Source organism: Haloarcula sediminis (assembly GCF_035656455.1).
Taxonomy (GTDB): domain Archaea; phylum Halobacteriota; class Halobacteria; order Halobacteriales; family Haloarculaceae; genus Haloarcula; species Haloarcula sediminis.
Map to the genome: position 1 here is coordinate 797,401 of NZ_JAYMGA010000001.1, position 18,663 is coordinate 816,063.

Below are 18,663 nucleotides of genomic sequence, written 5' to 3' on the forward strand. Positions count from 1 at the left end.
AAGATACCGTCGGCTCTACGCCGGAACGTCGTCGGCTTCCAGCAGCTCCTTGTACCGGTTCCGGATGGTGACTTCAGAGATGCTGGCCACGTCGCTGACCTCGCTTTGGGTCACTTTGTCGTTTGTCAGCAGGGCGGCTGCGTAGACGGCGGCGGCGGCGAGTCCGACCGGTGACTTGCCCGACAGCAGCCCGGCCCGGCGGGCGCCCTCGATGAGGTCGCGGGCCCGCCGTTCGGTCTCGTCGGTGAGGCCGAGGTCCGAGACGAACCGCGGCAGGTACTGCTCGGGGTCGGCGGGCTGGACCTCGAGATTCAGCTCGCGGACGATGTAGCGGTAGGTCCGGGTAAGCTCCATCTTATCGACCCGTGAGACGACGGCCATCTCGTCCAGCGACCGGGGGCTGCCTGCCATTCGCGCGGAGGCATACAGCGCGGCCGTCGCCACACCCTCGATGGACCGGCCCGGCAGCAGGTCATCGCCCAGTGCGCGCCGATAGATGACGCTTGCCGTCTCGCGGACGTTCTGGGGCAGCCCCAGCGCCGAGGCCATCCGGTCGATTTCGCCCAGCGCTTGCTTGAGGTTTCGCTCCTTGGAGTCTCGCGTGCGGAACCGCTCGTTCCACGTGCGGAGCCGTTGCATCTTCTGGCGCTGCTCGCTGGAGAGGGAACGCCCGTAGGCGTCCTTGTTCTGCCAGCCGATGTTCGTCGAGAGGCCCTTATCGTGCATCATGTTCGTCGTCGGGGCGCCGACGCGGGACTTGCGGTCGCGCTCGGCCGAGTCGAACGCGCGCCACTCGGGGCCGCGGTCGATACTGTCCTCCTCGATTACGAGCCCACAGTCCGTACAGACCGTCTCGCCGTGTTCGGTGTCGGTCGCGACCTTGCCGCCACACTCCGGGCAGACGTCCTGTCGCTCTGTCGTCTCCTCGCCGACCTCCTCGGTGGCTGTCTCGTTCTGGATTCGTTCCTTGACCGTGTTTCGTACTGGTGATTCACTCATGATGGTTGGGGCCGCTACTGCCGGTTCCACAATGTTCAAATTGCCCTTGTCGACTGTCTCTTACCTATAGTTAGTGCGTAAAGTATATAAAACTTTCGCCACTCGCGGTACCGAATCGCACGGGCTTGCGGGCGACTGAGGCCCGCTACTGCGTGAACAGATGGCCCTCGGTCGGCACGTCGAACAGGCCGATCCGGGCGCCGGCGTCCAGCCACGCGTGCCCGTAGGAGAACGACGCCAGGGCGTTGACCGGGTCCTCGTCCTCCCGGAAGTGTCGGCCGTCTTCGAGATACGCCGTCGCCATCTCCGCACACTCCTCGGCGGCGTCGTGCATCGGCGTCCCCTCGGGTGGCGCAATCTCGGCGGCGTCGACGGCCTCGGCGAGCAGTCCCTCGTAGCGGTCGGTCTTCTCTGCCAGGTCGGCGGGCATACCCGGAGAACCAACGGCCGTGACTTAAGACCTGTCGGGGCGGCTGTGTGCGCCCGATACGACAGCGCAACGTACAAACCGAATCGTACCCAATCGGAAGCTATGACCGACGACGCTATCGAACACCGACGACTCATCGTCGCAGGGACCGGTATCGCCGGGCTCACCGCCGCTATCTACGCGGCACGGAGCAACAACGACCCGCTCGTCCTCGAAGGCGACGAGCCGGGCGGCCAGCTCACGCTGACCAGCGAGGTCGAGAACTACCCCGGCTTCCCGGAGGGGCTGTCGGGGCCGGACCTCATCAACAAGATGAAAGAGCAGGCCGAGCAGTTCGGGTCGGAACTCGAACACGGCATCGTCACCGACATCCAGGCCGACGAGCGCCCGTTCCGGGTCGAGCTCCGTGACGGGACCGTCTACACCTGTGACGCCTTCATCGCCGCGTCGGGCGCCAGCGCCCGCACGCTCGGGGTGCCGGGCGAGGACGAGCTGATGGGCTACGGCGTCTCGACGTGTGCCACCTGTGACGGCGCCTTCTTCCGCGGCGAGGACATGCTCGTCGTCGGCGGCGGCGACGCGGCCATGGAGGAGGCACACTTCCTCACGAAGTTCGCCGACACCGTCTACATCGCACACCGCCGCGAGGAGTTCCGCGCCGAGGACTACTGGATCGAGAAAGTCGGGAAGAAAGTCGAGTCGGGCGACATCGAGATCATGCGAAACACCGAGCTGCTGGAGATGCACGGCTCTCCCGAGGAGGGCGTCGACCACGTCACGCTCGCCCGGAACGACGAGGGGTACCCCTCCGAGAAGCTCGACGACGAGGGGACCGAACAGTTCGACTTCGACGTCGGCGCCGTCTTCATCGCCATCGGCCACACGCCAAACACCGACTACCTCGAAGACACCGATGTCGAACTGGACGAGACCGGCTACATCGTCGCGAAGGGCGGCAAGGGCGGCGACCAGACCGCGACCGACGTTCCCGGCATCTTCGCTGCCGGCGACGTGGTCGACTACCACTACCAGCAGGCCGTGACGGCGGCGGGGATGGGCTGTAAGGCCGCTATCGACGCCGACGAGTACCTCGAAGACCGGCCCGAGGCCGAAGCCGAGGCCGAAGCGGCCGCCGAAGCCGACGACTGAGTCTGTCGGCTGTCCGGCTGGCTGACGTGCTCAGATGTCGAACACGTACGCCGACCCTGCATGCCTGACAGGATCGTTGTCCCATTTGGCGCCGACGAGGCCGAGACTCCCATCGCCCGACAGCGCCACTGAACCGCCGAACTCGTCCTCGCTCTCGCCGTCGCCGGCCACGAGTTTCGCCTGTTGGCTCCAGGACCCATCCGACCGCTCGAAGACGTATGCCGACCCCGCCTCCTCGCCATGTGGGTCCTCGTCACCGTACGCACCGGTCAGGAGAGTGCTTCCGTCACCCGAGATATCCACGGACGTACCGAAGTGGTCCTCACTGTCGCCGTCGTCGGCCGTGAGCTTGGCGCGCTGGCGCCATGCTCCCCCCGACCGCTCGAAGACGTATGCCGATCCCGCATCACTAGCGGTGGCACGGTCGTACTTGGCGCCGACGAAAGCGTGCTCGCCATCGTCCGACATCGCTACCGAACAGCCGAACTGGTCGTCACTGTCACCGTCATCGGCCGCGATTTTGGTTTGCTGACTCCACGACCCGTCCGACCGGGCGAAGATGTACGCCGACCCGGCCCCGTTGCTGTCGTGCGAGGCGCCGATGAGGGCGCGGCTCCCGTCTCTCGACAGCCCCACGGACGAACCGAACTGGTCGATACGGCTACCGTCGTCGGCCAGGAGCTTGGCCTGTTGGCTCCAGGACCCATCCGACCGTTCGAAGGCGTACGCTGCCCCTGCAGCAGTGCCGTTTTCATTTTCGTCGGGAGCGGCGACGAGGGCGATACCCCCATCACCCGACATCGCCACCGACTCACCGAAGTGGTCGTTCCCGCTCGACGAGGCCTTGACGCCACCGGTGCCGTCGTCGGCCGCGAGTTTCCCCTGCTGGTCCCACGACCCGTCCGACCGGGCGAAGACGTACGCCGCCCCACCGCCGTCGCCGTGGGGGTCATCGTCGCTGTTGGCGCCGACGATGGCGAGACTCCCGTCGTTCGACAGCGCCACCGACTTGCCGAAATAGTCACGACTGTCGGTGTCGTCGGACAGGAGCTTGGCCTGCTGGCTCCAGGACCCATCCGACCGCTCGAAGACGTACGCTGCACCCGCCATCCTGCCGTTGGTCGAGTCCCATGTCGCACCGGCAAGCGCGGTCGCGCCATCGTTCGACACCGCCACGGACCCGCCGAAGAGAGTGGTCCCGTTGACGTCGTCTGCGGATAGTTTGGGTTGTGGACTGGTACTTGAATCGTCTCCATCCGGTGTCGACGGGGTGGGTGTCGTCGAAGCGAGCGTTTCGGTCGGGGATTGGACCGGCGTCGTTGTCTCCGTTGGTCGACTGTCAGTCGGTGACTCGCTGCTGTCTTCGGAACTCGTCGAACAGCCAGCGAGGACACCAATGCCGGCGGCGACACAGGAACCGATGAATTGGCGCCGATGTGTCGTCATATTCTTTTTCTCTGTGACATCTATCATAAATTCCTTGTTTTCCAAAGGAATAAGTGGCCTCTCAGGCCCGCTAACACTAAAGTCCTGTTGAGGGGATATGGGGCTCTGTTGAACTTCGATGCTTCAGAGAGGGTCCCGCGTGGAACAGTCGGTCAGTAAGTATGCGAGTTGAATGACCATGCCACCGACATCTATATCAGTATGAAAAAAGTATGAACGGATATGCCCAAATACAAACGGAAAGTCGGAGATCGGGGGCAGGTGACGATTCCGAAGGAACTACGGGACCGTCGTGGCATCGAAGGCGGTGACGAAGTCGAGTTCGTCGAAATGAATGACGAGATCATAATCAAACCGCCAACAGATGAGGAACGGCTTGCTGAAGGATATCGAAAGAGAGCCGAGCGGTCTCGTGAGTTGGCCGAAGAAATGGAAGAAACATCCTCAGAAGCAACCGGACATCTCGGTGACGCGCCCGACTGGAGCAAGTGAATTCTGGAGGCAATTTTGCAGGTACGTCGCGGCGACATTGTCATCGTTGAACTGAATCCCACGAAAGGAAGTGAACAGCAAGGAAAGAGCCGGCCCTGTGTTGTCATCCAGAACGATGTTGGGAATCAGTACTCACCGACAACTATCATCGCTCCATTCACAAAGCAGTACACGTCTGGAGACACGTACCCCTTCGAGGTGGAAGTCCTGGCTTCGGATACTGCCCTCAATCACGATTCAGTAGCAGATCTAAGTCAAATCCGGGTTGTCGACATCAACAGACGTGTGCAAAAGAACATTGGATCTGTTCCGTCATCAGACATGGTGAAAATCGACTCGGCAATCAAAGATAGCCTCGGCATTTGAGCGAAAAGTTCCGTCAGTGTATAGTCTGTACTGACCGTAACCGGGCCAAGATAAATCACCTGCCAAGAATTTCGACAGCGCCACTAGCGGGGAATCCGGTCCGATAGAGAAACGACCGACCGCGCGTCAGTCCGAGCCGCTGTGGGGCATCCAGCCACACTGCTCGCAGACCTCGACGCCGTCGTCTCCCCGAATCGGTTCACTGCACTGCGGGCAGACCGTGACGGTTTCACTCATTGTTCTCGGTGATGATGTCGGCCGAGAGGCCCTGTGCCATCTGAATCTCTTTGGAGTTGTTCAGCGTCCAGGCGGTCCGGTCGGTGACGGCCTCGATTATCTCGCGGGCGGAGGGGTAACCGTTGCCGGACTTCTTAACGCCGCCGAATGGGAGCTGGACCTCGGCGCCGATACACGGGAGGTTCCCGTAGGCCAGTCCGAGTTCGGCGTGGTCGCGGTAGTAGTTTATCTGCCGGTAGTCTTCGGAGATGATGGCGCCGGCCAGCCCGTAGTCGGTGTCGTTCTGTATCTCGACGGCCCGCTCGATGTCGCCGTCGTACTCCAGAAGGGCGACGTGGGGACCGAAGACCTCCTCTTGCGTACAGCGCAGGTCCGCGTCCGGGTCGGCCTCGTAGACGAACGGGCCGACCCAGTGACCCTCGGCATGGCCGTCGGGAATCTCGTCGGCGTCCAGTTCGGTCCGGTCGACCAGCACGTCGACGCCCTCCTCGCGGGCGAGGTCGCGGTACTCCGTGACCTTCTCCAAGTGCTCGGCCTCGATGAGCGGGCCCATGAAGGTGTCTTCCTCCAAGGGGTCACCGACCGCGACTTTGCTGGCCACGTCGACGAATCGCTCTTTGAACTCGTCGTAGACGTCCGTGTGGACGATGAGCCGCTCCGAGGAGACACAGCGCTGCCCGGTGGTCTTGAACGAGGACATCACCGCGGAGTGGACGGCGATGTCCAGGTCTGCCTCCTCGGTGATGACGACGGCGTTTTTCCCGCCCATCTCGCAGGCCGCGCGTTTCCCGGACTCGCCGCCGACCGCGTCGGCTATCTGGTGGCCGACTTCGGCCGACCCGGTAAACAGGACCGTCGGGACGCGGTCGTCGTCGACGATTGCGGCCCCGGCGTCGCCAAAGCCCTGGACCATGTTGAACACGCCGTCGGGGATGCCGGCGTCTTCGAACATCTCCGCGACGATCTGGGCACACCACGGGGTCTGTTCGGCGGGCTTCCAGACGACGGTGTTGCCCTCGACCAGGGCGACGGCCATGTGCCAGTACGGGATGGCGATGGGGAAGTTCCACGGGGTGATACAGCCGGTGACGCCCCGCGGTTTGCGGCGCATGTAGGCGTCCTTCTCGGCGATCTCGGAGGGGATGATGTCGCCGCTCGGGTGGCGGGCGTCGCCGGCGGCCCACTCGACCATGTGGGCGGCCTCGACCACGTCGGCCCGCCCCTCGCTTATTTCCTTGCCACACTCCTTGGTGACGATTTCGCCGAGTTCGTCGGTCCGGTCCCGGAGCTCGTGGTACACGTCCCAGAGGTACTCGGCGCGGTCGATTCGGGAGAGTTCGCGCCACTCCTCGTAGGCCTCGTCGGCGGCCGCGACAGCCTCGTCTACGTCCGCCGGCGTGCCGCGCTGGAACTCGGCCAGCGGTTTGCCCGTCGCCGGGTTCTCGCTCTCGAACGTCTCGGTACCCTGGCCGGTGACCCACTCGCCGTCGATGTAGTGTTGGTACGTCTCTGCCATTGGTCCATATACGACGGTCCCAGTCCAAAACCCCCGTCCGACCATGGGCGGGGGCCGTAATCCGGCACACTAGGCGGTGAGATGACGGTTTTCGACTCAACCCGACCATGGTCGGGCAGGCTTTGGTAAACCGACACATGGATAGGAACTCGACGTGTACTACAGCTATGGCGGCCATTGACCAGACCGCAACGACGTGGCTCACCCTCGACCTCTGGCACCCGAACTGCTGGGCGATAAAGGCGACCAGCGAGACTGCCGGTGGCGTTCTGGCTCACTCAATCTACACCTCGCCGAAGACAGACGGAAACCACAGCGGGAAGGTCAAGGGGTTGTTCACCGCGTTCGCCGAGGACGAACCCGCGGTCGATGACCTCCTGGATGCGATCCGGAACTGCGAACACGCCGGCGAACTCTCCGAACTCCGGGAGCGGTTCGGGCGCGAACGCAACGCCCCCGGGAACGTGGTCCGGGAGTTCTTCCTCGAGTACGACCCCGACGACATGGTGTGCCCGACACTGCTGGAACACGGCTTCGTCCACAACGCGCCGGTCCGCATCGAGGACGGGCGCGAGGAGTGGCAGGTCTGTTTCGTCAACGAGCGCTCCGAGATAGACGACGCGCTGGACCGGGTTCGGGAGGAGGCCGGTGCAGAGGTCAGAATCGACTCCATCACGACGAGCGAGGCCGCCACCACGACCGCCCGGGACCAGCGACTCGACACGCTCACTGCCAAACAGCGGGACGTGTTCGAGCACGCACGCGAGGCGGGCTACTACGAGTGGCCCCGCCAGTGTGACACGCGGGAGCTTGCGGCCGACCTCGACGTTTCGAAGACCACTCTGCTAGAGCACCTCAGGAAAGCCGAGGCGAAACTGCTCGACCCCTAGCTCACGACGGCCCGGAGCGCGAACAGCGCGTTGGCCTTGCGCTCGCGGATACGCCGGTAGAAGTACGAGAACCACTTGGTGCCGTAGGGGATATACTGGTACACCTCGTACTCCTCGGCCAGTTCGAACTGCGCGCTCTCGCGGACGCCCGTGAGCATCTGCACCTCGAAGGGCGTCCCGTGTTCCTCGTGGAGCTCCTTTGCGAGGTCGATCATCGCCGGGTCGTGGCTCCCGACGGCGATGCCGTCCTCGAAGTGCTCGAACATGTAGGTCAGGTGCGTCCGGTACATCTCGTCGACTTTCGACTTCTCCCGGTAGGCGATGTCGACCGGCGGCTCGTAGGCCCCTTTCACCAGACGGACCTTCCCCGGGCAGTCGGCCAGCCGTTCGAGGGTCTCGCCGGTCCGTCTGAGGTTCGCCTGCACGCAGACGCCGACCTCGCCGCCGGTCTCACGCGCGTGGCGCTCGAAGGCGTCGAGGGTCACGTCGACCGTGTCGTGGTCCTCCATGTCGACCCAGACGAAGCAGTCGGCGGCGTCGACGATGCGTGCGAGGTTCTCCTCGAAGGCCTGGTCGCTCACTTCCAGGCCGATCTGACTCGGCTTGACGGAGATACAGCCGTCGAGATCGCGCCGTTCGAGGCCCTCGGCGAGATCGATGTACGCGTCGGCGTCCTCGTCCGCCTCCGCGCGGTCCTCGTAGTGTTCGCCCAGTAGATTGAGGATACCTTTCACGCCCCGAGCGTTCAGTTCCTCGACGTGGTCCAGCGCTTCCGTCGCGGTCTCGCCGGCCACAAAGTTGCTCGCGATAGGGGGTATCATACACGGTCACACGCATCAGACCACCCTATATCCGGACCCTACCAAAAATTTCTGATACTAATGTCATGAAATTATCTCACACCGGCCGATAGTACCAGTAAACCTAATGTCGCCCGACCATGGTAGGGAAACCATTGAGGCTCATCTATGGTGACCATTGAACCACCCATGCGAAAAGATACCATGAAGTCGATCGACCGGCGAACGATGCTGAAACTGACCGGCGGTGCCGGCGTCGTCGGTCTGGCCGGCTGTAGCTCGTTTGGCGGCGGGGACGAGGCGTACAACATCGGGATGGTCGACGCCCAGACGGGGTCGCTGTCGGCCTTCGGCGAACGGAACCAGCGCGGGAAGGATCTCGCCCTGTCGGCGGTCAACGACGTCGGCATCGGCGGCAGCGAGCTGGAGATAACTGTCGAGGACTCCGGGAGCGAGAACCAGGGCGGAATTTCGGCCGCACAGAAGCTCGTCAACCAGGACGGCGTCCCGTTCCTCATCGGCGCCGTCGGCTCGGGCGTCTCGCTGGCCATCTACGAGAGCGTCATCGAGGGGACGGACGTGGTCCAGCTCTCCCAGAACTCGACCGGGCTCGGGCTGACTGACTTCCCCGGACTGCTCCGGATGTCGCCGACGGGCCGGACCCAGGCCGTCGCGCTCGCGGACATCATCGCCGACGACGGCTACGACGAGGTGGCGCTGACGTACGTGAACAACGACTACGGGCAGAGCCTAGCCGACGCCTTCGTCGACTCCTGGGAAGGGTCGGTGGCCTACAACAACTCCCACGACCAGGAACAGCAGTCCTACGCCTCCGTCATCTCCGAGATGAACGGATCGGACGCGGACGCGTGGCTGTTCATCACCTATCAGGCCGAGTTCAGCACGATGGTCAACGAGATCTACTCCAGTGGCTACGAGGCGATGCTGTACGGGGCCGACTCGGTCTCGGGCGACAACGTCCTCGAAAACACTCCCGAGGGGAGCATGGAGGGTATGAAAATCGTCGTCCCGTCCGCCCCGGTAGACCAGCAGAACTACAAGGACTTCGCCTCGGCCTTCGAGAGCGAGTACGACCAGTCACCGACCTCGTGGGCGGCCTATGCCTACGACTGCGTGGTCACCGCTGCGCTCTCGATCCAAGCCGCAGACGAGTTCACCGGCGCGGCGCTTGGCGAGGTCGTCCGCGACGTGACCCGCCCCGAGGGCGAGCAGGTCACCTCGTTCGAGGCGGCCAGCGAGGTTCTCTCCGACGGCGGCGGCCCCGCCGACGTGGACTACCAGGGCGTCAGCGGTCCCATCGACTTCGACGAGAACGGTGACCCGGTGGGCTTCCTGCAGGTGCTGGAGGTCCAGGACCACAGCTACGAAGGCGTCGGCTTCATCGAGTCCTAGCCCGAGCGATGGTACTCGACCAACTCGCCAGCGGGCTCGTGTTCAGCAGCATCATCGTGCTCGGCAGCATCGGCCTGTCGCTGGTGTACAGCATCGCCGACTTCGCGAACTTCGCCCACGGCGACACCATGACCATCGGCGCCTACACGGCGCTTGTCACCTTCGGGGCGGTCGGCGGACTCGGCGGGACGGTCCTCGGGCTCCCGTATGGCTTCTTCGTCGCGCTGGTCGCCGGGATTGCGGTGGCCGCGCTCGTCGCCGTGGTGACGGAGAAGCTCGTCTACGACGGGATGGACGTAGACTCCATCGGGCTGCTCATCGCCTCTATCGGGCTTGCCTTCATCTACCGGGCGCTCGTCCAACTGGGCTTTGGCGCCCAGTCCACCAGGTACGGCATCCAGTCGCTCCGGCCCATCGAGGCGCTGGTGCCCTACGGCGTCCGCATCACCGAACACGACGTGGCCATCTTCGTCTCCGCAGCCCTGTTGGTCACCGGTCTGCACGTCCTCTTGCAGTACAGCGACCTCGGGCGGAAGATGCGCGCGATGGCGGACAACCCGGACCTGGCCCGCGTCAGCGGCATCCGGACCGACCGGGTCAAGCTGTGGACCTGGGTCATCGGCGCCGGCCTCGCGGGCGCCGGCGGCGTGTTCCTGGGCCTGTACAGCCAGCTCACGCCGCGGATGGGCTTTAACCTCCTCTTGCTCATCTTCGCCGCCGTCATCCTGGGCGGTATCGGCTCCGTCTACGGGGCGATGCTTGGGGGCTTTCTCATCGGGATGATAAACCAGCTGACCCCGCTGCTGTCGGACGTGGGTATCCCTATCGGCATCGAGTACGCCAACGCAATAGCCTTCGTCATCATGGTGGTCGTATTGCTGGTCCGACCGGAAGGCATCGCCGGGGAGGCGACCTGAGATGTCGCTCGTCGAGGACCCGAGAGGGTACTGGAGCGGTCTCACGGTCGCCGAGAAGGGCGTCAGCGTGGCCACCGTGCTGTTCGCGGTCGGGCTCGTAGTGAGCCTACTCGGCGGCGTACTCGCCCCGACCTACTTCCTCTATCTCGTCGGCCTCGCGGGGATGTACGCGCTGCTGTCGCTGGGGCTCAACTCCCAGTGGGGCTTTTCCGGGCTCATCAACTTCAGCGTCGCCGCCTTCTTCGGTATCGGCGCCTACGGCACCGCACTCGCCAGCGCGAGCAGCTCGCCGGTGGCGGGCGGGCTCCCGCCGGCCGTGGGGCTGCTCGCCGCGCTAGCGCTTGCGGCGATGCTGGCGCTGTTCATCGGCATCCCGACCTTGCGGCTCCGGGCCGACTACCTCGCCATCGCCTCTATCGGCCTGGCCGAGGTCGTCCGCCTCGTCGTCCTCAACCAGGACGACTGGACGAACGGCAGCGCCGGCGTCCGGGGCATCCCGGGCTTTTTCGAGGGGTGGCCGGTCCTCGAGACGCTCCCCGACACGATGCCGACTGTCGTTCTCGGCTCCGGTCCCGGCGCCGTGATACTCAACGCGCCGTTCTGGCAGGCCCTGCTGAACGTCGGACTGGTGTTTGCCTTCGTCGGTGTGAGCTATCTGGTCCTGCGCCGGGCCCACCGGTCGCCGTGGGGCCGGGTGCTCCGGACCATCCGCTCCGACGAGGACCTCGCCAGCGCGCTGGGCAAGAACACCTACGCCTTCAAGATGCAGGCGTTCGTCCTCGGAAGCCTCATCATGGCGCTCGCGGGGGTCTTCTACGCGCATCTGAACCTCTACGTCAGCCCCGGCGACTTAGACCCCATCACGACGTTCTACGTCTGGGTCGCCGTCATCCTGGGCGGCAGCGGCTCCAACCGCGGCGCGCTCTTTGGGGGCGTCGTCATCGTCGCCATCCGGGAGGGGACGCGGGCCCTGCCCTTCGAGGCCGCCCCGATACGGCTGCTGGCTATCGGGGTCGTCATCGTCCTGCTGATGCGCTTTCGCCCGCAGGGCGTCTTGCCCCCACAGAAAGAGCTCATCTGGCCGGGAACTGTCGACGAAACGCCCCAGCAACCGGACTCCGGCGTGCGAGAGACCAAAGCAGGTGAAAAATGAGCGAGCAGACCACCCAGACGGCGGCAACGATGTCCAAAGACGACGTGGTGTTGCGCGTCGACGATATGGTGAAGAAGTTCGGCGCGCTCGTCGCGACCGACCACGCCACCTTCGAGGTGGAACGTGGCACCATCACCGGACTCATCGGCCCGAACGGGGCCGGGAAGTCGACGCTGTTTAACCTCATCTCGGGCTTTTACGAGCCCGACGCGGGCCGCGTCGAGGTCAACGGCACCGACGTCACGGGGCTGGAGCCCTACGAGGTCGCCGACCACGGCCTGATTCGGACCTTCCAGACGCCGCGCAAGGTAGAGGGAATGACGGTCCGGGAGGCCATGCTCGTCGGGCCCCGCAACCAGCCCGGCGAGTCGTTCCTGAAGCTGTTCACCTCGCCGGGAGCGGTCGGCGAGGCCGAGGCAAAGAACATGGCCGACGTCGACCGCATCCTAGAGGAGTTCGAGATAGACCACCTGGCTACCCAGCCCGCGACCAAGATATCGGGCGGCCAGATGAAGCTGGTCGAGCTGGCCCGCGCGATGCTCTCGGAGCCCGAACTCCTCTTGCTTGACGAGCCCGCAGCCGGCGTGAACCCGACCCTGCGCAAGAAGCTCGCCGAGCAGATTCGGCGGCTCAACGAGGAGGGGACGACGATGTTGCTCATCGAACACGACATGGAGTTCGTGATGAGCCTGGCCGACCCGGTCATCGTCCTCGACCAGGGAAGCGTGCTCATGGAGGGCCGACCCGACGAAGTCCAGAGCGACGACCGCGTCATCGACGCGTATCTCGGAGGATAACCATGGCAGGAAACACGACAACCACACAGACCCCTGACGGCGGGGCGACCGACCACATCGTCGAGCTATCGGGCGTCGACAGCGGCTACGGCGAGGTGCAGGTGCTTGATGACTGCTCGCTGCATCTCGATGCCGGCGAAATCGTCTGTCTCATCGGCCCCAACGGCGCCGGGAAGTCCACAGTACTGAAGACGGTGTTTGGCATGCTCACGCCGTGGGAGGGCACGGTCACGTACCACGGCGAGGACATCGGCGGGATGGCGCCCGAGGAGATCGTCCGCGAGGGCATCGGCTACGTCCCACAGACCGACAACGTCTTCGGCTCGCTCAGCATCGACGAGAACCTCCGCATGGGCGGGGTCGCCCGCGAGAGCGGCCTCGAATCGGTCATGGACGACCTCTACGAGCGGTTCCCCCTGCTCGATGAGAAACAGACGGCGAAAGCCAGGACGCTTTCGGGCGGACAGCGACAGGTGCTCGCCTTCGCCCGTGCGCTCGTGATGGAGCCGGACGTGTTGCTCATCGACGAGCCCTCTGCGGGGCTGGCACCCAACACCGCCAAAGACGTCTTCGGCCACGTCGAGGCCGTCAACGAACTCGATACGGCCATCCTCATGGTCGAACAGAACGCCACTGAGGGGCTGGGCATCTCCGACCGCGGCTACGTGCTCGACCAGGGGACCGTCCGGTTCAGCGGCGAGGCGGACTCGCTGCTCGACAACGACGAGGTGTCGAAGCTCTATCTGGGCGGATGAACCGGGGAGGTACCTCCCGGCCCTGAGCGTGCTCCGGGACTATGTCTTCGCGCTCGGCCCGCTCGCGGCCGCCGCCCTGTGGGGCGGGATGTACGTCGTCAGCAAGTGGAGCTTCGCGCTCGTCCCGCCGGTCACGATGGGCTTTTTCCGGGTCGCACTCGGCGCGGGCGCCCTCTGGTTCGGCCTCCGCGTGGCCGGTACCAACGGCCACGGAGCGCAGCGACCGGGACGGGACGACTGGCCGGCCCTGCTCGGCCTCGGCGGCTGGGTGACGCTCACCATCGTCACGCAGTTTCTCGGCACGGAGCTCACGAACGCGAGTCAGGGCTCGCTGCTGACGATGCTGACGCCGGTGTTCGTCGTGGTCCTCGGTGCGACGCTGCTTGGCGAGCGCGTCACGGCGGCGAAAGCGGCCGGTATCGCGCTTGCCGTGGCCGGGACCGCCGTCGTCGTCGCCGGCCAGTACGGGCTGGGTGACGTTGCGGTCGGGAACGCCGCCGGAGTGGCCCTGCTGGTCGTGGCGAGTTTCGCGTGGGCCGGCTACACCGTCTGGGGCCTGTCGGTCGTCCGGCGGTACTCGGCGCTCACCGCCGCGACCTACTCCACCGTCGCCGCCACCCCCATGCTCGGGGTGCTGGCCGTCGCCGAGCTGTGGTATCTGGGCCGCGACCTCGCGAGCATCCCGCTTTCCCCGCCGTCGCTGCTCGCGATCGCCTATCTGGGGTTCGCGTCGACGGCGGCGGCGTGGTACCTCTGGTACAAGGGCCTCGAGTTCGTCCCTGCGGGCACCGTGGCCGTCTTCTATTTCCTCCAACCCGTTGTCGGGACGGCGCTTGGGGCGCTCTTGCTGGGCGAGCAGGTCGGGGCTGAGTTCGTCGCCGGGAGCCTGCTCATCGGCGTCAGCGTCTGGATAGTCAGCCGCGACCGGGCGACCGACGCGGCCCGGAACCCACAGCCGGGGGAGACATGACCGTCCGGCGACCGACGACACGACGATGAGTGGGCTGTTGTCCGCGCTCGACGACAAGACACCGCCCGAGGTAGGCCTGACCGTCGCCATCGTCGCCATCAGCACCGGGGCGATTCTCGTCCGGCTCAGCGACGCGCCGGCGACCGTTGCCGCGTTCTACCGCGTCCTCTTTACCACGCTCCCGCTGGTGCCGCTGGCGCTGTGGCGCTACCGGCGCGACTTCGGACGCATCGACGGCCGGGACCTGCTTTTTGCGACCCTCTCGGGCGTGGCGCTCGCGGTCCACTTCGCGTCGTGGTTCGAGAGCCTGGCCTGGACCAGCGTGGCCGCGAGCGTCACCCTCGTCCAGTCCCAGCCCCTGTTTGTCGCGCTGGGCGCGTGGCTCCTGCTCGACGAGCACCTGTCCCGACGCACGGTCGCCGGTATCCTCGTCGCCGTCGCCGGGATGGTGACGATGGCGCTTGGCGACCTCGTATCCGGCGTGCTGGTCGGCCCCAACCCCCTGTACGGCAACGGCCTCGCAGTGGTGGGCGCGGTGATGGCTGCCGGCTACGTCCTCGCCGGCCGGTCGCTGCGCCAGCGCGTCTCGCTCGTTCCCTACGTCGTGGTCGTCTACAGCGTCTGTAGCGTCGTGTTGCTGGGCATCGTCGTCGCACAGGGCGCGCCGCTTACGGGCTACCCGCCCCGCGAGTGGGCCCTCTTTGCCGGCCTGGCGCTCGGTCCCGGCCTCTTTGGCCACACGGTCATCAACTGGGCGCTCGCACATCTCCGGTCGAGCGTCGTCTCCGTCTCGCTGCTGGGCGAACCCGTCGGCTCGACACTGCTTGCCTTCCTCCTGCTTTCGGAGGCGCCGACCCTCGTTACCGTGGTCGGCGGCGCCGTCGTCCTCACGGGTATCGCGGTGACCGCGACCGAGCGGTGAGCGGTCGCATCCGCGAGCGGGCCGTCGAACCGCGCCGCCCGACCAGGCCCCACACAGCGGACACGAACCCGACAGACCCTTTTGTCCGCTCCGTGTATCGCATGCCATGGCAAACGCCACTGTCACGCTCACTATCGAAGGCGAGGACGAGGCCGACGAACTGACCGTTCCCAGCGACCTGCTGGACCTGCTGCGCGAGAACGACGAGACGGACCCCGCCGTCGTCGGCGACATCGCGATGTTCGGGCTGGCCCAGCGCATCCACGGCGCCGTCCACCACGGCCAGGGCGAGGCCGACGAGGGGATTCAGGACCTAGAGGAGCTCACGCTCGACCTCTTCGAGGAGCGCTTTGGCGCCTCCTTCGCCGAGCTGACCGGCCACGACCACTAGTTTTCGACCGTCCAGGTCAGCAGGACGCCGTCGTCGACCTGCTCGACCGACTCCAGGGCGAGTTCGGGAAACGACTCGACGAAGCCGTCGCCGTCGGCCAGCGTCGGGGCGTCCCGACCGCCCAGCACCGTCGCGCCGATGTAGACGCGTAGCTCGTCGACCAGCCCCGCCTCGAAGAGGCTGAAGATGAGTTCGCCGCCGCCCTCGACCATGAGCCGGTCGACGCCCTCGCCCTCCAGCTTCGCGAGCGCGGTCGTGAGGTCCACGCGGTCCTCGCCAGCCGCCAGCACGTAGGCCCCGGCCTCCTCCATCTGCTCGATGAAGTCGGTCGGCGCGGCCTCGCTGGTGAGCAGGTACGTCTCGGCGTCGTCGTCCAGCACCGCGGCGTCCGGGGGCGTGCGAATCCGGGAGTCGGCGACGACACGGGCCGGGTTCTTCGACTCGCCGCGCTCGACGCGCTCGCTGTGGCGGTCAGCGTCCTTGACCGTCAGCGAGGGGTCGTCCGCGAGTACCGTCCCGACCCCCACCATGACGGCGTCGCTGTCCGCCCGGAGCTGGTCCACCCGGTCGAAGTCGTCCGGTCCGGAGATGGCAAGCTGCTCGCGCTGTCGCGAGGCGAGCTTCCCGTCCGCGCTCATCGCGGCGTTGACGACGACGTGCATACAGCGGTCTCGGGCGGTGAGTCGAAAACGGGTTTCGGTTTCTACACATGAGCAAGGGGAGTGCCTCGGAGCTTGACCCCGAGGCGGTTCACGCGGGTTCCCTGTCGGGCCGGCTGGCGAGACGGCGCGTGTCCAGGGACTTGCGCTCTCCGTCGGCCGTGCGGAGCTTCAGCGTCGTCCCGTCGATGACCAGTTCGACCACGTCGAGGGTCGCCTTCGTCGTCCACCCCTGTAACCGGACCATACCGGTTTCGTCTATCTCGATGAACGTCCGGGGTTTCGTCGCCGCGCCCATCGACCACGACTCCTCGCCCAGCGAGACCGCCGCCCCGCCCGCCTCTGTCCGTGAGAACACGCAGACGTGTTGCTGGCGTGGCTCGTCCCCCCGCTCGTGGTCGACCCGCTCCCACTCCTCGTAGTCGATTCCGAAGTGGGCGGCCCACAGCTCCAGATACTCGAAATCGAAGCGCTTCTTGCCGTCGTCGTCGCGGCCGCTGCGCCAGATGACGTGTGCGTCCGAGGGCTTGGAATCGAAGAAACTGCCCACGCTACCGACCCCCCGGAGTATCAGCTTCTGCAGCGGTGTTTCCCGCGATTCGTTTGTTACGCTGACCCGTAGCTGCGTCCGACAGAGCAACCCTGACCGTCGACCCCGACATACCGTATGCACGCGCAGTATCAGATATAAAAATATTGGCCGGTGGTTCCGGCGTGGTGTGACCGTCTCCCAAAGTATATCGGAGTATTGTTCTGGTACATGAGGTATATGGTGGGATTCTGGCACAAACGTTTATATATCTCCCAGTTATCTGTCCGCAATGTGTGTTACCGTATGTCGTGAGAGCGACGGCAGGTACCCACTGACGGACCGACAGCGACCGACCGAACGCAGCCACTCTCACCGTGTCAGAACCCGACTCACCCCAGATACGACGGAGTATCGAGGTCGAATACTGGGTCGTCGACGACGAGGGCCGACTCGTCGAACCCGGCCCGCTCGTGGCGGCCGCACCGGGCGTCGAACGGGAGTTCGTCGAGCCGGTCCTGGAGATAAAGACGACACCGTGTGAGACGACAGCCCAGCTCCGGGCGGAGCTGTTCGACCGCATCGAGCGGGTGCTTTCGGTCGCCGACGAACACGACATGGGGCTCGTTCCGCTGGCGACCCCGCTACACGCCGACGAGATAGTCGACCTGCCGAGCGACCGCACCCGGATACAGGACGAGATAATCGGCTCGGACTTCGAGTACGTCCGCCACTGTGCGGGCACGCACATCCACGTCGAACAGATTCCCGGACACGCTATCGACCAGGTGAACACCCTGGTCGCACTGGACCCGGCGCTGGCGCTCGTAAACTCCGCGCGCCGGTTTCGCGGACAGCCCCTGGCCGACGGCGTCCGGTCGAAGCTCTACCGGTGGATGGCCTACGACGGGCTGGCACATCAGGGTCGCCTCTGGCGGTACATCGACTCCCGCGAGGACTGGGACCGTCGGCTCCAGCGCCGGTACGAGGAGTTCGAGCGCGCGGCGCTGGAGGCGGGCGTCGACCGGCGGACGTTCGCGTCCTCGTTCGACCCCGAGAGCGCGGTCTGGACGCCCGTCCAGCTCCGGCAGGAGTTCGGGACTGTCGAGTGGCGCTCGCCCGACACCGCCCTCCCGAGCAGCGTCCTCGACCTCGCCGACACCGTGGCCAGGACGGTCACGCACCTCCGGAACGCCGAGGTCCGCATCGAGGGCGAGACCGGCCGCGTCACCGACAGTCAGGTCGTCCTGCCGGAGTTCAACCACGTCCTAGAGTACGTCAACGCCGCGATCAGGGACGGACTCGCCGACGAGTCGCTGTGTGCCTATCTCGAACGCATGGGGTTTGACGTCGATGCCTACGACCCCATCTCCCGCCAGCAGGACACTCCGGGGATGATGACACAGGCCCAGGCGAGAGAGCGGCGACTCGCCTACGCCGAGCGGCTCGAAGAGGACGTGACGGAGGCCCGGTCGATGCCGGCCGACTGACCCCCGTTCACTTTCGCGTCAGCTGGATGAGCCCCTGTCTGAGGGCCAGTTCGAACCGCTCGTCCAGGGGCAGCGTCTCCCAGTCGTCCGGCAGTTCCTCGTCGGGCAGCGAGTGCAGCGACTCGACGAGCGACTCGTGGAGAAAGCGGCCGTTCTCGTCGCACTCGTCACAGGTCCGGATGAGAGAGCGGATCTCGAACGGGCGCGTGACGGTGGCCTCACAGTGCGAACAGACGTACGTCTCGGTCACTGTCCCCGTGTTCCGTCGCTGTCCACTCCTATCTTGCGGCCTGAAACGGTTCGTCGTCGGGTCCGTCGGGGACAGGGGCCCATGTGGCCACG

The 18,663-nt window shown here is 65.5% G+C and carries 21 protein-coding genes; 13 read left to right on the plus strand and 8 right to left on the minus strand.

All coding sequences use genetic code 11. From position 1 onward, the window contains the following. Positions 1 to 15 precede the first annotated feature (15 nt). Positions 16 to 999 carry a transcription initiation factor IIB gene (locus VJ162_RS04290; RefSeq protein WP_324662621.1) on the minus strand — a complete coding sequence of 328 codons (984 nt, stop codon included), beginning with the start codon at positions 997 to 999 and terminating at the stop codon, positions 16 to 18. 145 nt (positions 1,000 to 1,144) lie between these two features. Next, positions 1,145 to 1,429, minus strand: coding sequence for a DUF357 domain-containing protein (locus VJ162_RS04295; protein WP_324662624.1), 285 nt, complete (start codon positions 1,427 to 1,429; stop codon positions 1,145 to 1,147). Between the two features lie 102 nt (positions 1,430 to 1,531). On the opposite strand from VJ162_RS04295, the gene VJ162_RS04300 reads away from it, so the two are divergent. Then, positions 1,532 to 2,578: an NAD(P)/FAD-dependent oxidoreductase gene (locus VJ162_RS04300; protein ID WP_324662627.1), complete on the plus strand. Its 1,047-nt coding sequence runs from the start codon at positions 1,532 to 1,534 to the stop codon at positions 2,576 to 2,578. Between the two features lie 30 nt (positions 2,579 to 2,608). Here the strand turns inward: VJ162_RS04300 and VJ162_RS04305 are convergent, their stop codons facing one another. Then, positions 2,609 to 4,024, minus strand: a complete 1,416-nt coding sequence (locus VJ162_RS04305) for an FG-GAP repeat protein (protein WP_324662630.1) — start codon at positions 4,022 to 4,024, stop codon at positions 2,609 to 2,611. A 222-nt stretch (positions 4,025 to 4,246) separates the two neighbouring features. Here VJ162_RS04305 and VJ162_RS04310 point away from each other — a divergent pair, with 222 nt between their 5' ends. Both VJ162_RS04310 and VJ162_RS04315 read left to right on the plus strand, forming a co-directional pair. Next, positions 4,247 to 4,516 carry an AbrB/MazE/SpoVT family DNA-binding domain-containing protein gene (locus VJ162_RS04310; RefSeq protein ID WP_324662632.1) on the plus strand — a complete coding sequence of 90 codons (270 nt, stop codon included), beginning with the start codon at positions 4,247 to 4,249 and terminating at the stop codon, positions 4,514 to 4,516. 15 nt (positions 4,517 to 4,531) lie between these two features. Then, positions 4,532 to 4,882, plus strand: coding sequence for a type II toxin-antitoxin system PemK/MazF family toxin (locus VJ162_RS04315; RefSeq protein WP_324662635.1), 351 nt, complete (start codon positions 4,532 to 4,534; stop codon positions 4,880 to 4,882). A 229-nt stretch (positions 4,883 to 5,111) separates the two neighbouring features. Here VJ162_RS04315 and VJ162_RS04320 read toward each other — a convergent pair whose 3' ends face one another. After that, positions 5,112 to 6,635: an aldehyde dehydrogenase family protein gene (locus VJ162_RS04320; RefSeq protein ID WP_324662637.1), complete on the minus strand. Its 1,524-nt coding sequence runs from the start codon at positions 6,633 to 6,635 to the stop codon at positions 5,112 to 5,114. A 167-nt stretch (positions 6,636 to 6,802) separates the two neighbouring features. Between VJ162_RS04320 and VJ162_RS04325 the strand changes: the two genes are divergently transcribed. After that, positions 6,803 to 7,525 carry a helix-turn-helix domain-containing protein gene (locus VJ162_RS04325; protein ID WP_324662639.1) on the plus strand — a complete coding sequence of 241 codons (723 nt, stop codon included), beginning with the start codon at positions 6,803 to 6,805 and terminating at the stop codon, positions 7,523 to 7,525. Here VJ162_RS04325 and VJ162_RS04330 read toward each other — a convergent pair. Then, entirely contained in the window at positions 7,522 to 8,346 is an 825-nt protein-coding gene (locus tag VJ162_RS04330) for a proline dehydrogenase family protein (RefSeq protein WP_324662641.1), read from the minus strand. The two genes, VJ162_RS04325 and VJ162_RS04330, sit on opposite strands and share 4 nt — an antisense overlap. A 168-nt stretch (positions 8,347 to 8,514) precedes the next feature. Between VJ162_RS04330 and VJ162_RS04335 the strand changes: the two genes are divergently transcribed. The 8 genes from VJ162_RS04335 to VJ162_RS04370 all read left to right on the plus strand — a co-directional run bounded on the left by VJ162_RS04335 (position 8,515) and on the right by VJ162_RS04370 (position 15,643). Next, positions 8,515 to 9,738 carry an ABC transporter substrate-binding protein gene (locus tag VJ162_RS04335; protein ID WP_407066825.1) on the plus strand — a complete coding sequence of 408 codons (1,224 nt, stop codon included), beginning with the start codon at positions 8,515 to 8,517 and terminating at the stop codon, positions 9,736 to 9,738. An 8-nt stretch (positions 9,739 to 9,746) separates the two neighbouring features. Further along, entirely contained in the window at positions 9,747 to 10,655 is a 909-nt protein-coding gene (locus VJ162_RS04340; protein WP_324662644.1) for a branched-chain amino acid ABC transporter permease, read from the plus strand. 1 nt (position 10,656) lies between these two features. Further along, the gene (locus VJ162_RS04345; RefSeq protein ID WP_324662645.1) at positions 10,657 to 11,808 is read left to right on the plus strand and encodes a branched-chain amino acid ABC transporter permease; all 1,152 of its coding nucleotides are present in this window, start codon (positions 10,657 to 10,659) and stop codon (positions 11,806 to 11,808) included. Next, positions 11,805 to 12,605, plus strand: coding sequence for an ABC transporter ATP-binding protein (locus VJ162_RS04350; RefSeq protein WP_324662646.1), 801 nt, complete (start codon positions 11,805 to 11,807; stop codon positions 12,603 to 12,605). Before VJ162_RS04345 ends, VJ162_RS04350 begins: the two co-directional genes overlap by 4 nt. Before the next feature lie 2 nt (positions 12,606 to 12,607). After that, a complete protein-coding gene (locus VJ162_RS04355) occupies positions 12,608 to 13,360 on the plus strand; it encodes an ABC transporter ATP-binding protein (RefSeq protein WP_324662648.1) in 753 nt (250 codons plus the stop codon). Positions 13,361 to 13,388: 28 nt separating this feature from the next. Next, positions 13,389 to 14,330 carry a DMT family transporter gene (locus VJ162_RS04360; RefSeq protein WP_324662650.1) on the plus strand — a complete coding sequence of 314 codons (942 nt, stop codon included), beginning with the start codon at positions 13,389 to 13,391 and terminating at the stop codon, positions 14,328 to 14,330. Positions 14,331 to 14,355: 25 nt separating this feature from the next. Beyond that, on the plus strand, positions 14,356 to 15,252 hold the full coding sequence (locus tag VJ162_RS04365; protein ID WP_324662652.1) for a DMT family transporter: 897 nt from the start codon (positions 14,356 to 14,358) through the stop codon (positions 15,250 to 15,252). A 106-nt stretch (positions 15,253 to 15,358) separates the two neighbouring features. Beyond that, positions 15,359 to 15,643 (plus strand): DUF7545 family protein, encoded by a 285-nt coding sequence (locus VJ162_RS04370; RefSeq protein WP_324662653.1) that lies wholly within the window; start codon positions 15,359 to 15,361, stop codon positions 15,641 to 15,643. On the opposite strand, the gene VJ162_RS04375 is transcribed toward VJ162_RS04370, so the two are convergent. Continuing rightward, a complete protein-coding gene (locus tag VJ162_RS04375; protein ID WP_324662655.1) occupies positions 15,640 to 16,305 on the minus strand; it encodes a 2,5-diamino-6-(ribosylamino)-4(3H)-pyrimidinone 5'-phosphate reductase in 666 nt (221 codons plus the stop codon). The genes VJ162_RS04370 and VJ162_RS04375 overlap by 4 nt on opposite strands. 88 nt (positions 16,306 to 16,393) lie before the next feature. After that, the gene (locus tag VJ162_RS04380; RefSeq protein ID WP_324662656.1) at positions 16,394 to 16,852 is read right to left on the minus strand and encodes a hypothetical protein; all 459 of its coding nucleotides are present in this window, start codon (positions 16,850 to 16,852) and stop codon (positions 16,394 to 16,396) included. 356 nt (positions 16,853 to 17,208) lie between these two features. On the opposite strand from VJ162_RS04380, the gene VJ162_RS04385 reads away from it, so the two are divergent. Beyond that, a complete protein-coding gene (locus tag VJ162_RS04385; RefSeq protein WP_324662658.1) occupies positions 17,209 to 18,321 on the plus strand; it encodes a glutamate-cysteine ligase family protein in 1,113 nt (370 codons plus the stop codon). Between the two features lie 7 nt (positions 18,322 to 18,328). Here VJ162_RS04385 and VJ162_RS04390 read toward each other — a convergent pair whose 3' ends face one another. Next, positions 18,329 to 18,571, minus strand: a complete 243-nt coding sequence (locus tag VJ162_RS04390) for a hypothetical protein (RefSeq protein ID WP_324662659.1) — start codon at positions 18,569 to 18,571, stop codon at positions 18,329 to 18,331. Between the last annotated feature and the right edge of the window lie 92 nt (positions 18,572 to 18,663).

Bases quoted from the DNA above. Each gene is read 5' to 3' on its own strand.
- VJ162_RS04290 (WP_324662621.1), bottom strand. From the start codon at position 999: ATGAGTGAATCACCAGTACGAAACACGGTCAAGGAACGAATCCAGAAC.
- VJ162_RS04295 (WP_324662624.1), bottom strand. From the start codon at position 1,429: ATGCCCGCCGACCTGGCAGAGAAGACCGACCGCTACGAGGGACTGCTC.
- VJ162_RS04300 (WP_324662627.1), top strand. From the start codon at position 1,532: ATGACCGACGACGCTATCGAACACCGACGACTCATCGTCGCAGGGACC.
- VJ162_RS04305 (WP_324662630.1), bottom strand. From the start codon at position 4,024: ATGACGACACATCGGCGCCAATTCATCGGTTCCTGTGTCGCCGCCGGC.
- VJ162_RS04310 (WP_324662632.1), top strand. From the start codon at position 4,247: ATGCCCAAATACAAACGGAAAGTCGGAGATCGGGGGCAGGTGACGATT.
- VJ162_RS04320 (WP_324662637.1), bottom strand. From the start codon at position 6,635: ATGGCAGAGACGTACCAACACTACATCGACGGCGAGTGGGTCACCGGC.
- VJ162_RS04325 (WP_324662639.1), top strand. From the start codon at position 6,803: ATGGCGGCCATTGACCAGACCGCAACGACGTGGCTCACCCTCGACCTC.
- VJ162_RS04330 (WP_324662641.1), bottom strand. From the start codon at position 8,346: ATGATACCCCCTATCGCGAGCAACTTTGTGGCCGGCGAGACCGCGACG.
- VJ162_RS04335 (WP_407066825.1), top strand. From the start codon at position 8,515: ATGCGAAAAGATACCATGAAGTCGATCGACCGGCGAACGATGCTGAAA.
- VJ162_RS04340 (WP_324662644.1), top strand. From the start codon at position 9,747: ATGGTACTCGACCAACTCGCCAGCGGGCTCGTGTTCAGCAGCATCATC.
- VJ162_RS04345 (WP_324662645.1), top strand. From the start codon at position 10,657: ATGTCGCTCGTCGAGGACCCGAGAGGGTACTGGAGCGGTCTCACGGTC.
- VJ162_RS04350 (WP_324662646.1), top strand. From the start codon at position 11,805: ATGAGCGAGCAGACCACCCAGACGGCGGCAACGATGTCCAAAGACGAC.
- VJ162_RS04355 (WP_324662648.1), top strand. From the start codon at position 12,608: ATGGCAGGAAACACGACAACCACACAGACCCCTGACGGCGGGGCGACC.
- VJ162_RS04365 (WP_324662652.1), top strand. From the start codon at position 14,356: ATGAGTGGGCTGTTGTCCGCGCTCGACGACAAGACACCGCCCGAGGTA.
- VJ162_RS04370 (WP_324662653.1), top strand. From the start codon at position 15,359: ATGGCAAACGCCACTGTCACGCTCACTATCGAAGGCGAGGACGAGGCC.
- VJ162_RS04375 (WP_324662655.1), bottom strand. From the start codon at position 16,305: ATGCACGTCGTCGTCAACGCCGCGATGAGCGCGGACGGGAAGCTCGCC.